Source organism: Paenibacillus hubeiensis, assembly GCF_032334105.1.
In the GTDB taxonomy this organism is placed as follows: Bacteria; Bacillota; Bacilli; order Paenibacillales; family Paenibacillaceae; genus Paenibacillus; species Paenibacillus hubeiensis.
Genome location: NZ_JAVYAE020000011.1, coordinates 15,190 through 29,084 on the forward strand (window position 1 = coordinate 15,190; position 13,895 = coordinate 29,084).

Consider the following 13,895-nt stretch of genomic DNA (forward strand, 5'->3'; position numbering starts at 1 on the left):
ATTATCATCCTTGTATAAAAGTTATTTTTTTAATAAAGAGTATGGATGCTATGTAAAGCTAAGTCCTCTCCTAGAATTATATCTCCTATTAATTACAAAAAACCCTTTATCAAAAGGACAGATAAACCAAATAAAATAACAGTAACTAGAATATGGCGGTCGTTTAAAAGTGTATCTTCAGGTTTCCCTCCTCCACTTTTTTTATGGATAAGATAGTAATATCTGAATATTCCATAAAGTACGAGGGGAATAGTAAACATCATATACTTACCTTGTGAGGCTGCATACATAGAATAAAACATTATTATTACAGCAGTAATCATCGTCATTAATTGATCGAGCATCTCAACTGAGTACGACTCTAAAACTTTTCTACCATTTTTAGAATCAACATTAAATAGTTGAAGTTCATGTCGGCGTTTACCAAGAGCCAAGAATAAGGATAGCCCTAATGTGCAAAGTATAAACCAAGATGTTAGGCTACCATTTACTGCTAATGCCCCCATCAAGGCTCTTAATACGAAGCCAAACGCTATAATCATTACATCTATGATTACAACATGCTTGAGGTACATCGAGTACATTAGATTTATAATAAAATAGACTAAAACAATTATGGATGGCACTATTCCTAAATTGTAACTAAGAATAATTGAAATAATGAAGGTGCATACAGCAAGACATACAGCTATAGGAATAGTAATAGCTCCTCGAGCTATTGGTCGATTACATTTATCTGGATGCACTTTATCTTTCTCAACATCAACTATATCATTAATCACATAAATCGTGCTTGCAATAAAGGAAAAGGAAAAAAAAGCAATAATTGCATTAAGAAAAGTGACCGATTCTAAAAAGTTTCCCGCAAATATCGCCGAGGCAAATACCAATAAATTCTTAGTCCATTGCTTAGGACGTAGTTCCTTGATTAAATCAATTAAAAAATGCATTCCAACGTTATTTGCTACTTGAGACTTTGGTTCCATTATTGTAAACTCCTTGCTATATTATTGAGGCAACAAAGCCAACTAACGTGCCAACTACCAACCCACCAACAACTTCAAGTTTATTATGTCCTACGCTTACCCTATGCTTAACCTTTTCTTGGAGTTCATTCAAACTTAGAGCTTGGTAGCCGACGTATCTTCTTAAACCAGTAGCATCTATTATAATGATCATAATTAAAGCAACTCCTAGGCCAAACATTGGACTATGAAAGCCTTCGTTAAAACCAATTGCTACAGTAACTGAAGTAACAACCGTTGTGTGATTGCTTGGGAATCCTCCGTTACCTATTTTGTTTTTGGCGTCTGCTCCAAACCTAAAATAATTTATTGCAAACTTCATACTCCCAGCGATAAACCATCCTATAAGTGGAACCAAAAAATAATACAAATCAACACCTACCTATTAAATTCAATAATTAAGCTTTTGAAATCACAAGTACTCCTGTAATTATTATGCAAAGACCAATCACTTTCTGTAGGTTAAAGGATTCTCCTAAAAAAAAATAAGATAAAATAAAGACCAGTAAATATCCTGCAGCTACCATTGGATATGCAACAGAAAGTTCTAATTTAGTTAGAGATAAGACCCAGAAAATTGCTGATAATCCATACATACCAATACCTAAAACTATATTAATGTTCGATAATACACCGGGTATGGTTAATTGCAATTTCATGGCTCCTAATTTCATCAATACCTGTCCTGCAGCACTTAGTATTATAGATATTACAAGGAAGAAATAGGGCATCTCACACCTCCTTTAACTAATAACTAATCATATATATCTGAAAGTTTAGCTTAAAAAGTTCAGTTTTGATCTAAAATATTTAAATTCATTATATAGAAGGCTAGTCTCCTAGGCTCCTGAGGATATTCTGGAAAGTCAGATGCTTTAGTTACTTTTTCAGTAGCCTTTATTTCGAGTGTATTAAACTCCTGTAAAGTTACATTAAATTTTAGAAATGTTTCCTCAACAGGGATTTCTGAGTCGAAAATTTTCAATCCATTAAAATATATTTCGGCATTCCTAATTTTATAAAAACTCCCTGTTATAAATGATAACTCAGCTTGTTTATTGACGTTATCTGATCCAAACAGAAGCTTAGAGTCCCCATCCATCCACCGTCCATTTCTACCGTTCCAAACTTCCAATCCAGAAAACCCAGAACTTAAAGACATGTTTAAATCTGAACTATTTATATCTTCATCTTTCTTATATTTTGTCATTATAGTTAAATCATCCATTTTTAAAAAGGGACGATAATTAATGTATTTATAAACACCATTTTCATCTTGAACAAGTTCTTTTCTCTTTTCTCCTCCAGCATAAATGGTAATAGGTTTAACCTCTTGTATAGAAACTTCTTTTCCGAGTGATTTTTCTACAAACACTTCAATAGGTGGATTGTATAATCCAGGAACCAACCCGATTACTAGTTTAGCCAATGGAGTAAATTGAACATAAGAGTAACTTGTATAAAATGAAAAACAAACTATTAATATTACACCATTTGTAATAGATGATAACCCAGCAAACCATTTAAAGTTCTTACTCCTTGTTATAGACAAACAGCCAAAAACGACAATAGGTATCATCCAAACAGCATATCTATTAATATAAGTAGCACCACTATTCCAATTAAGCTGTACAGAACAAATTAATCCAATTAGAAATAAAGTGCAAATCGAAATTATTGCAGTTTTGTCAATTTTAAAAATTAATAGCACTAAAGTTAGAATCAAAAATGGTATATAAATAACTAGACCAAAGTTCGGATCAATAAACAAATTAATTGTCTTTTCAAGACTAAGACCAGTCGTATAGGTTTCTCCTATTAAACTAAAAACTCTGTAATGACTCCAGTACCATAAATAAGGAAACAAAACAATCAAAGAACTAAGTCCAACGAACATGAATTTACTATCAATTTTTTTTATTCTAATTATTCTAATCAATTCAACTATTCCTATAATTAAAGTAACTAATGCTATTCCAGGATTTTGTAAAGATGCAAGTGCTGTGTATATAGTTGCTTTCACTTGTCTTTTTTCAAGAAGTTTCAGAAGTCCAACAAACAACATAGAAAAACTAAAGACTTCTGGGTGGCTCCAAGGTACATACAACCAAATAGGATTGATTAATCCAATTACCAACCAAATTTTCTTTCTCTTTTCAAGAGGAGATTTTAGTAGTTGGTAACCAACAAAAAAAAGAAAAATAACATTGGTTATTTGAAATACTTTCATTGGATATATTTTAAATATCTCAAGAAATAAGTATACTGGCACACAAAGCAGTGAATACAACCAAAAGTGGTATGAATAAAATTGACCATTTAAATCTTTATAGTAGCCGGAGTATGGATCAATTCCGGAGTATGGATCAGTTCCTTGGACAAAAAGATTCCTTTCATTAATGTCCTCTGGAAGAAGATTGGGAGTTCCATGATTGGTAAATGATATTATCATTTGTAAATACTCATTACCATCGCCATATAAAGCTGGTTTTTGGATCAATAAAATTAAAGAAAAAATACAAAAAAAGAAAAAAAGAAAAAAATATTTAATATTATTCTTAATTTTCACATCATGGGCCTCCAATATTAATAAATCACAAGGGAAATTCAACAAAATCTTATCTTAATTAAAATGATTAGTATTTGTTAGTACCCTTCCCTAAACTTCTGTATAAGTGTTACATCTAAGTTCATATGCAAACAATAAAACCTGTATTTGATAAACACAAAAGATTATTAAATGAAATCAAAGTACTAAGATAAAATCTAGGATTAGATATTTTCAACATAAATTAAAGTGGAAACTCTATTAACATTGGCGAGATGTGCTTTATCTATTCCCTAGCACAGGCTCCCTCTATATTTTGTATGAGTTAACTCATCTAAAAAACTCTGATAACTTCTCCGAAAAATTTCTTTTATTCTCCTCAGATAGCGAAATAATATCTCCTATTTTTTCAAAATAACGATCTAAATAACCATAATAATATCTAGCTTCACCTCCAAATGCTTTAAAAGCATGAAGCATTTGAATTGCTTTTATATAACTTGCAGATGTTTCAGAAACCGTATGATGCCTTTCTACATAACTTAATGCCTCTGAACCCATTACTGAAGCCAGATTTTCATCTTTTAAGAATCGATCTAAAGCTTCTGCAATCTCATTAATCTCTTTTTGCTCATCCCCACAACTAATTTTGATTGTAAAATTGTCTGGAAACTCTGAGAATGAACCAATATCACTTACCAAAGCGGGCTTTCCGTAACCTAAAATTCGTAAAAGACTGGCCGAAGTCTCACCCTGGGTAGGGTATCGAAGATTTATGCATACATCTGAAAGCATGATATATTCTTTAAATTCTTCCAGAGATACAAAACCCACATGTCTACAAATATTATCTAGTTTCAGCTTTTTAATGAGACTAGATATCTCATGCGCACCTTCTTCCTCCTGTCCGACCACTAAATAAACAACTTCTTTTTCAGGTGATAACTTCTTCAAAGCCTTTAATACAGATTCAATTCTTTTTGCCTTTGAAACGAACCCAAAAGATGAGAAAACCACAGCATTCTTAGATATATTGTATTTTTTTCTCAATTCCAATTTCTGTTCATGACTTATACTTTCAATATCAGTTGTAAACAGTGGAGCATATTGTATAAATTGATTAGGCTTGACTGTTTTTAGCGATTCTTCCGCCATATAAGAATGCACGATTGCTCCTCTTGAACATTCTAATAAGCGTCTATTTGCGGGGTATTCAAGAGTTCGGTCTGACTCCCACATAACCCTCATTTTTCCTTCAGCTGAAAGTCTCGCGAAATGTTCCCCTTCTTCGCCATAATTATACTTCATTTCATTTATATAGCCTTCCCAGTCACCTTTACCAACAGTTAAATTAGCTATCAAATGATGGATAGAATAATCATGAATTACTACAATACCCGGAAATTTTAAAGCCGTTAAATAGATATCTTTATGGAATTCTGTATTGTTACCAATATGATATATAACTTCATCATAATATTTGTATTTTTCCTCATTAAAAGAATTAATAGAAAAAAAGTTGAATCTCTGCTTAATAACTTGTGAGGTTGGTTCAAAGTTTGTAATAAATATATCAATATCTACGTGTTTAGCTAGTACTGGAAGTAACTCTTCACTATAATCGGCTACTCCTGTTTTCAAAGGATTTAACGGTGAAAAATAAGCAATTCTCATAAATTTCTCTACTCCCTCTTCAATCAAGAGTTTCTGTTAATTGATTAATGACGTAGTCCCAATTAATATTCTTAACTTCTTCGGACCCTTTACTTCCGAACTCTTGTAGCTTCTTAGCATCATGTAATAAATTATTAATTTCTTTGCCTATGACTGAAGAATCCGGCTCTAAAACTAATCCGTTTTGCCCATGCTTAACGAATTCTAAAACTCCCCCTGAATCATTTGTGGTAACTACTGGTTTCCCACTTTTAAATGCCTCAATAGTGATGAATCCGTAATCTTCATCGCGCGGAGCAAAATATATAGCGCTTGCTTTCGAATAATAATCAATAAGTTTTTCATCATCTACAAAACCTAGAAATTCTACCCGTTCTTCCAAGTTTTCTTTAGCCACAATATCCCGCAAAACTATCTCATGTTTCCCTTTACCTGCAATAAGCAGTTTATAATCGCTATCAATGTACTTCATTCCCTCTAAAAGCAGCTCCAACCTTTTTAAAGGATCTAGCCTTCCTGCAGAGAATATGTACTTTTCACTATTATTATTTTTATACATACCATCCATCTTCGTTGGAGGGTACAAAACTTCACTTTGAATATTATTATATTTTTCTAATCTGTTTTTCACATTATTAGAAATACAGAAAATACTTTTCGCTTGATTTAAATACTTACTATCAATATCTCTAATATGATTAATGATTCTTATATCATCTCCAGATCTAGTAAATTCACTGTAATGAGTGCCCAAAAGATCATATGCAGGCCGATGTTGATGAAACAGCCATACAACTTTGTTGGGATGCTGAACAGCATAAGTTGGATACTTAGTACAAATGACTAGGTCCACCTTCTCGCCATTGCTCTCTGTTACATCAACCAAATTCCAAATAAATGCCTCATCAATTAATCTGTCCTTTGGATACCATTTAAATGGGATATTAACAATTTCGGATTGATATCCTCTTGCATTTAATTGTTTATTTAACTCTTCTACTAGTATTTCTGCTCCACCATAATTAAATGGAATTTGTGCAGAACAAATTAATATCTTTTTCTTTTTCATTTAAGTTATTTCCTCCCAATAATAGCGTAATTTTGATATCCAAAGAGTAAGTTATTTAGCTTCTTAAAATTTTCATCCTCTATAGAATTATTGGAGTTAGTCATAAGAGAAACTGATTCTTCTACTGGTGCCAAATGCTTAATTTTCACGTCCTTAAATCCAACTTCTTCCATAATAAATTTTAATGTGTAGGAATGAACTAACTTTTTGTGAGACATATCAATAGTAAATCCATATGCTAAGTTGTATAAACATTCGGGATTAGGTGTTTCGAAAATAGCTAACCCTTCTTCGTTTAAACTCGAATAAACTTCGTTTACCATTTCAATAATCTGATATGGGTAAAGGTGTTCTATAACGTGAAAGCAAGTAATAGCATCAAATTTCCTTTGATTCCTCTCGAAAAAAGCAAATATATCTTCATTAAGAACTGGAATACCCTTAATGGAGCAATATTCAGCTAACTCCTTATCTATATCCACTCCTAATACATCGATTCCCCTATTATTAAATTCTTGTAAAAACTCGCCTCTTCCACATCCTAAATCTAGCAAACTTCCCTTATCCTTCAAATAATCTGAATAAACCTCTACTTGAGTTTTAACAATTTCTTCTTCATCACCTCTAAACATATCTTCAAACTTTTTATAGTCTACTGGGAAGCTTTCTTTTTCATTAATATTAGTATTCGTATTTTGTAACTGCCGAGAAAGAGAATCATTCTTTTCATTTAATGAAGAAATTTGTTGAATAAGATAATTATTTTTTTGTACTAATTTTTCCATAGAATGGTTATAGGCGTTTATCAATCCTTGCTGTGTAGTTGCTAATTCATTCAAAGAACGAGTGACAGATCCATTAAATTCTTTCTGCTGAATCAATGGCCTTGTAACCAACCAATATAATAACTTCCTTACTATCTTCTTTCCAAAAACTATCCCTTTCCCGACAGTTCTTCGGTGTGAACTAATACTTTCATTAGTTGGTATATCCCACAAAATATTATTATTATTTATATTTTTCATTAATTCACTATTATTGAAACGAAAAGAAATTTCATTATCGCCAGTCTTATTGGAATTAACTTTTTGATGTTTTCCCTTTATTTTTTTCTCTATATAATCTGAGAACTCTTTAGCAAACATTACCTCGCCTCGATTCAATAGAAAGTTAATTAAACTCCCAAGTATGATTAAGTCTTGCCACACCCTCATCCCTGATATCAGAATGAACTATAAAAGTTCCCATACGACGCACATAATCATAGGGCTCTCCACTATAACTATGAATTGCAATATCCACCCAATATTCTCCAGGCAAGAAAGTTAATTGTTCAAACTTAACATAAACATTTCCTTCTTCTTTTAACGTATGCTTAACATGATCTATCATTGTATTTGTTCCATAACAAGGTAGTCCATCTTTTCTAAAAAAACCAACGCCAAATTCAATATCACCAATTATTGAATTATTGTTAATTTTATATTGGATACTGATTGTGAAAGATTCGCCGCATTTAAAAACACTCTTTAGATTATTATCCTTATCTAAAAGTTCCAGTTGTAATATCTGGGCTTTATTATTACCCCAACGTTCCAAACTATTTTTTTTATCGTTTTCCACCTGAATGTTATTTTCTCTGGAAGATTCCTCAATTAATTTTCGTTGGTTTTCTTGTTCTCCTAAATCCGCTAAATAGCGAATCATAATTTCTTTAGTGACTCCTTGCGCTACTATTCTTCCATCTTTAAGCCAAATACATCGATCACATAACCTTTCCATCACACTTTGATCATGTGCAACAATAACAATCGTTTTTCCCTTTTGCTTTAAATCCATTATTCTATTTAAGCACTTTTGCTGAAAAGCAGCGTCTCCAACTGCTAGTACCTCATCGATTAGTAGTATATCAGGATCAACTATCGTTGCAATCGAAAAGGCAAGCCTCATATACATACCTGACGAATAGATTCGTACTGGTCGATTAATATAATCGCCCAATTCTGAGAATTCAATAATCTCATCAACTTTTTTATTTATTTCTTTCTTACTCAATCCAAATAAAGAAGCATTCATATATATATTCTCTATCCCAGTAAACTCCGGATGAAATCCCGCTCCTAATTCTAATAAGCTCGTTACCCTACCATTAAGCTTGATTATTCCTTCAGTAGGGTAAATAATTTTGCTTAAAAGTTTTAAAAGTGTACTTTTACCAGAACCGTTCCTTCCAATAAGGCCTACTACTTCCCCTTCATCAATAGTAATATTAATATTTTTCAATACCTCATATATTTTTTTATTATCTCGATTATTCCATCTAAGAACTCTGTCTTTCAGCGTCAGAGGTTTATCTTCCAAAACAACAAATTTTTTGTGCAAATTCGATACTTGTATCGCTAGCATAGATACTCCTTATATTTCCTCAGCGAATTTTTTTTCTAACTTTTTGAATACTACCCAACCCAAAGCAAGTATTAATAAACTAATTCCAAAACAAAGTAATCCATGCTGAATTGTTACAGGCTTATTGTAGAAAAAAATATTATGATAAATATCCAAAAAAAGTTTCATTGGGTTTAAGTCAAATAGTTCTCTATACTCTTTCGGTATCATAGTGTCAGGGTAAACAACTGGAGTAAAATAAAACCAAGCAGTAATTAATAGTGACACTACATGCCCAATATCTCTAAAAAAAACATTTAGGGCTGAGAGGAGATAAATAAGCCCTAGTGTAAACATTGATTGGGTAATTAAAACTATAGGAAACCATATTAAAATTCTAAGAACGTTTAAATCAAGCAAAAAAAGAAATGGGGCCACTATGACCATTCCAAGAAAATAATTTATTATTCCCGAAAAAAGCAGAGACATTGGAATAATTTCTCTGGGAAAATATATTTTCTTAATTAAGTTGGCATTTGATAAAATAGAATTTACTCCGGTTAAAACGGTACTCTGGAACATCGTCCAAGGCAACAAACCAATAAACATATAAAGAAAATAAAAATCTAAATCCACTCTCATAACAGTTGAGAATACAAGATAATACACACTTAATAGCAATAAAGGGTTTAAAAACGTCCATAAGAAACCTGCGATTGATCCTCTATATCTTGTTCTCAAATCATAAGTCGTGAGATTCCTCAACATTTCTCTATACTCAACAAGCTCATAAAGGTTCAATAATTTAACTAGTTTCATTTACAAGTCTCTTTTCCTTTCCAATATTCATATATCTCCAGCAAACTTTGTTCTAAATTAATGGTTGGGTACCAACCAGTATGATTCCTTAATTTTTGGTTGGAACCATAGTAATCAGGAATGTCAATTGGTCGAAACTTTGATGCGTCAATACTTACTTTGATCTCTTTCTCTGAAAACCCTACGAATGTATTAAGTATTTCTTTGATAGAAGTAGATACATTTGAACAAACATTATAAATTTCTTTTGAATGACCTCTTTCAGCGAGTAATCTATATGCATTTACAATATCTCGGACATCTGTGAAATCTCTTTTGCTGTCTAAATTGCCTACAAATATCTCTGTAATTTCATCTTGTTTTTCCAAGTCAGTCACTTGCTTAGCAAAATCACTTGTTACAAACCCAAGTTTTTGCCCAGGACCAATGTGATTAAAAGGTCTAGCATGAATAATATCCATATTATAATTTTGAGCATAATACATCGCAGCTTTGCCAAGTGTTAACTTAGAAGACCCATAAGGATTTCCAGGGTTGGTTTCACTTGTTTCCTCAATTGGTTTAGAGTTCACTAAACCATATTCTTCAGAAGATCCAACGGTTATCACTTTAACTTTATTCTCTGTATCATACATTCGTATTGCCTCTAACAAATTCAAAGAAAGCGAAACATTAGAATGAAATGTTTCATAAATATGAGACCATGAATCCTTTACCGAGCTTTGTCCAGCTAGATGAAACACAATATCAGGCTTAACTGTGTTTAATTGTATCTTCAGGTTTTTTACGTTTTCCAAAGACAACTCTATAATTCTGATTCCATCAATAAAAGGAGCGGAAAACTTTCTCGTTCCGCCCCACACCTCGTATCCATTTTTCAATAAGTTCTGAGCCAAGTATCGACCTACAAAACCACTAACACCAGTTATTAAAGCCTTCATGTTAATTCAACTCCTTATACTTGATTGATTAACATTGGTTTAGCTCAGTTTTTTCAAATCACTTTCAACCATCATAGTTACCAACTGCTCAAAGCCTACTTCCAGTTCCCATCCCAACTGTTCTTTAGCTTTTGTACAATCACCCAAGAGCAGATCAACCTCAGCTGGTCGAACAAATTTCGGATCCACTACTACATAATCGCGCCAGTTTAAACCGACATGACCAAAGGCAATTTCCACTAACTCTTGAACAGTATGTGTTTCACCTGTCGAAATCACAAAATCATCTGGTGAATCTTGTTGCAACATCAACCACATTGCTTTTACATAATCGCCAGCGAAGCCCCAATCACGTTTTGCATCCAAATTCCCCATGCGAAGTTCATTTTGAAGGCCCAATTTGATTCGTGCTGCTGCATCTGTTACTTTACGCGTCACGAACTCTACACCTCGACGCGGTGATTCATGGTTAAATAGAATTCCTGAACACGCAAACATATCAAAGCTTTCCCGATAATTAACTGTGATCCAATGCCCATACACTTTAGCTACGCCATAAGGACTTCTTGGATAGAATGGTGTTGTTTCTTTCTGTGGCGTTTCTACAACTTTACCAAACATTTCACTACTTGAGGCTTGATAGAATCTAGCATCCGGTTTAACCAAACGGACGGCCTCCAACATATTTGTTACACCGATTGCCGTAGCTTGTCCAGTCAATACTGGTTGCTCCCATGAGGTGGCTACAAAGGATTGTGCCGCAAGATTATATATTTCATCTGGATTAGACTTTCTGATTGCCTGAATGAGTGATCCTTGATCGAGCAAATCTCCTTCGATAAATTCAATTTCATTTTTAATATGCTCTATGTTCTCCATAATGGGTACACTCGTTCTACGGCGAAGGCCATATACTTTATATCCTTTCTCAAGAAGTAATTCTGCCAAATATGAACCATCTTGTCCTGTAATTCCTGTAATCAATGCATGTTTGGTCATGTTCTTAAGTTCTCCTTTTGTTGTACAGTTATAATATATCAATTAATTACATAAAACCTACAAATATTCTTCCATCTTCTGCGTCCTCAGTTCTTTTAGGAGCAGCTTGACTTCCTGCGCTTTTTCCTTAGTACAAATTAAGGTCACATCTTCGGTATCCACTATAATTAAATCCTCAATCCCAAGGGTCGCAATTAATTTACCATTACTCTCGATAATACACCGTTTGGTATCCAGATTGAGAATGTTACCACGAATTACATTGCCGTTATCATCGAGTTCATTAATTCGTTCCAATGCTGTCCAGCTACCCACATCATCCCACCCAAACACACATGGGATCACATAGATGTTACTAACCTTCTCCATAATCCCGTAGTCTATAGATTGATCAGGCATTTTTAAAAACTCCGAACGTATAATTTCATCTCGATTTTCTGAATGAAGTACTACCTTCATGGTCTCCAAAATGTCATGCATTTCTGGCATCAGTTCTTGTATATAATATCTAATAGTATTAACTTTCCACACAAAAATGCCGCTATTCCAAAAAAAGTTGCCCGCTTCTAGATATGACCTTGCTGTAACCAAGTCAGGTTTCTCAACAAATTTATTGACTTTATGAACTGAAAGTTCATTAATTTTCCTAGTTTTATTGCTACTCTCGATGTAGCCATATCCTGTTTCAGGGTATGTAGGTTGGATGCCTAACGTCACCAAATTCCCATTATCTTGAGCAACCTCAGTAGCAGTTTTAAGTATATTCACAAAACCCTCTTCATTTTCAATAATATGATCTGAGGGAATTACTATCATTGTGCTGTCTGGAAAACGATCCTCAATAATGATGGATGCTAGACCGACACAAGGGGCAGTATTTCGCCCAACCGGCTCAATAATTATATTGGTAGTAGGCAAAGTAGGTATTTGAGCCTTAATTAACTCAGCATATAGTTCATTCGTGACAATAAATATACGAGAAATGTCCACTAGCTTTTCAAGACGTGCAATCGATTGTTGGATCATAGATTTGTTCCCGGATATATTTAAAAATTGCTTCGGAAGGTTAGTCCTACTCTTAGGCCAAAAGCGCTCCCCTTTACCCCCGGCCATGATAACACATGTAATATTCATTTTATCCTCCAAACTTCCACATAGAAATATAGTCTAATCTTCTCTGAATCAAGCTCCCGATGGCACGTGGAGAATAGTGTTCTTTAATATATACCTCTCCTTTTAACGATATCTGTTCGTAAAAGTTCCTGTCCTCATAAAGTTTACGCATGTATTGACTTGCATGCTCCACATCTGGTTCAGCCCAAAATTGACTTGTTTTGTAAGGACCGTAGTCTTGTTTCAGATTTATAAGGGTATAATCCACTATACATGAATTGTGATGATTCATAAAATCTGTATTAGATGACCATCCTGTTCCAACCACTGGTTTCCCCAGATACATAGCCTCCGCCAGTCCCAAACCAAAGCCCTCGCTACGGTGAAGAGAAATATAACTGTTTGTTACAGAGATCAAGGCATTAGTATCATTTCTAGTAAGGGTCTCCTCAATCAAATAGATGTTCTTGTATTCCCCTATAATCTCATGTAGTTCCTCTCGGTCTTTTTCTGCATACCCAATGCCATTCACTTTGACTACCAGTCCCACGGAAAGATCATCTGGTGAAAATGCCCTTTGAAATGATCTAATTGAAGCCTTGGGATTTTTTCTTTCCTGAAAGCTTTTCAAGTCATACATTGTTAAGAACAAGAAAGCATTCGAAGGTAGATTAAAATACGTTCGGTCTCGCATATGCTGAATTGAAACTTCAATACTATGCGGAATTTTCACTACGGGCACCGGGCTTTTTGACGCGATTGAATCTGCAACAAACGTAGAAGGAACCCAAATCTCATCAACCAAATTAAAACTTTCCTTCCACTCATCAGGAAAATCAGGCAGTTCCCAATGCCAATAACCTATGTTATAGCGATTCGTGAAAATAGAGTTACCATAGTGAGAATAAATTTCGAACATTTGCTCCGCATTAATATGAAACAAATTAATATTATACTTAGGTTCAGCAAGTTCTTTATGAATCCAGGTATTATCATTCATCCTAGCAGAATTGGTCCCGGTAAAATTTATAATCCCGAAAGGTATGTTTACAGCAGTAATACTCCGCGCAGCTATTCTGCAAGATTCGCCAATACCCATTTCGGCACGGGCATAACCTACAAGATTTATACCTGTTACATCACCGGAAAGCCTAGTATTATCTCCACTTTTCTTTAATGGAAAAGCTACCTTAAGAAGATTCTGCTTAATTCGCTGCCTAGCCTCAAACGAAATAAACTTAACACCAAGTGGCTTCAACTTAATAGCACATCTGTAGAGAATTCTATATAGTACTGATCTTATTTTTGCCATAGACAATTTT

Annotated in this window: 13 protein-coding genes; all 13 read right to left on the bottom strand. The window is 33.7% G+C overall.

The genetic code is table 11. The features are described 5' to 3' along the window. Positions 1-92 precede the first annotated feature (92 nt). The 13 genes from RSX24_RS23180 to RSX24_RS23240 all read right to left on the bottom strand — a co-directional run bounded on the left by RSX24_RS23180 (position 93) and on the right by RSX24_RS23240 (position 13,885). Positions 93-986 carry a decaprenyl-phosphate phosphoribosyltransferase gene (locus tag RSX24_RS23180; RefSeq protein ID WP_343261909.1) on the bottom strand — a complete coding sequence of 298 codons (894 nt, stop codon included), beginning with the start codon at positions 984-986 and terminating at the stop codon, positions 93-95. Positions 987-1,002: 16 nt separating this feature from the next. Then, positions 1,003-1,395 carry a divergent PAP2 family protein gene (locus RSX24_RS23185; RefSeq protein ID WP_343261910.1) on the bottom strand — a complete coding sequence of 131 codons (393 nt, stop codon included), beginning with the start codon at positions 1,393-1,395 and terminating at the stop codon, positions 1,003-1,005. Between the two features lie 28 nt (positions 1,396-1,423). Beyond that, entirely contained in the window at positions 1,424-1,756 is a 333-nt protein-coding gene (locus tag RSX24_RS23190) for an SMR family transporter (RefSeq protein WP_343261911.1), read from the bottom strand. Positions 1,757-1,815: 59 nt separating this feature from the next. Beyond that, positions 1,816-3,594, bottom strand: coding sequence for a hypothetical protein (locus tag RSX24_RS23195; RefSeq protein ID WP_343261912.1), 1,779 nt, complete (start codon positions 3,592-3,594; stop codon positions 1,816-1,818). Between the two features lie 309 nt (positions 3,595-3,903). Further along, the gene (locus RSX24_RS23200; RefSeq protein ID WP_343261913.1) at positions 3,904-5,247 is read right to left on the bottom strand and encodes a glycosyltransferase family 4 protein; all 1,344 of its coding nucleotides are present in this window, start codon (positions 5,245-5,247) and stop codon (positions 3,904-3,906) included. A 19-nt stretch (positions 5,248-5,266) separates the two neighbouring features. Then, positions 5,267-6,316, bottom strand: a complete 1,050-nt coding sequence (locus RSX24_RS23205; RefSeq protein ID WP_343261914.1) for a glycosyltransferase family 4 protein — start codon at positions 6,314-6,316, stop codon at positions 5,267-5,269. 5 nt (positions 6,317-6,321) lie between these two features. Further along, a complete protein-coding gene (locus RSX24_RS23210) occupies positions 6,322-7,461 on the bottom strand; it encodes a class I SAM-dependent methyltransferase (RefSeq protein ID WP_343261915.1) in 1,140 nt (379 codons plus the stop codon). A gap of 25 nt (positions 7,462-7,486) precedes the next feature. Continuing rightward, on the bottom strand, positions 7,487-8,722 hold the full coding sequence (locus tag RSX24_RS23215; protein WP_343261916.1) for an ABC transporter ATP-binding protein: 1,236 nt from the start codon (positions 8,720-8,722) through the stop codon (positions 7,487-7,489). A 9-nt stretch (positions 8,723-8,731) separates the two neighbouring features. After that, positions 8,732-9,520 carry an ABC transporter permease gene (locus tag RSX24_RS23220; RefSeq protein WP_343261917.1) on the bottom strand — a complete coding sequence of 263 codons (789 nt, stop codon included), beginning with the start codon at positions 9,518-9,520 and terminating at the stop codon, positions 8,732-8,734. Further along, positions 9,517-10,461 carry a GDP-mannose 4,6-dehydratase gene (locus tag RSX24_RS23225; RefSeq protein ID WP_343261918.1) on the bottom strand — a complete coding sequence of 315 codons (945 nt, stop codon included), beginning with the start codon at positions 10,459-10,461 and terminating at the stop codon, positions 9,517-9,519. The genes RSX24_RS23220 and RSX24_RS23225 overlap by 4 nt, the downstream gene beginning before the upstream one ends. Positions 10,462-10,500: 39 nt before the next feature. Further along, entirely contained in the window at positions 10,501-11,460 is a 960-nt protein-coding gene (gene gmd / locus RSX24_RS23230) for a GDP-mannose 4,6-dehydratase (protein WP_343261919.1), read from the bottom strand. Between the two features lie 57 nt (positions 11,461-11,517). After that, positions 11,518-12,594 (bottom strand): mannose-1-phosphate guanylyltransferase, encoded by a 1,077-nt coding sequence (locus RSX24_RS23235; RefSeq protein ID WP_343261920.1) that lies wholly within the window; start codon positions 12,592-12,594, stop codon positions 11,518-11,520. A 1-nt stretch (position 12,595) separates the two neighbouring features. Continuing rightward, on the bottom strand, positions 12,596-13,885 hold the full coding sequence (locus RSX24_RS23240; protein ID WP_343261921.1) for a glycosyltransferase: 1,290 nt from the start codon (positions 13,883-13,885) through the stop codon (positions 12,596-12,598). Positions 13,886-13,895: the final 10 nt, after the last annotated feature.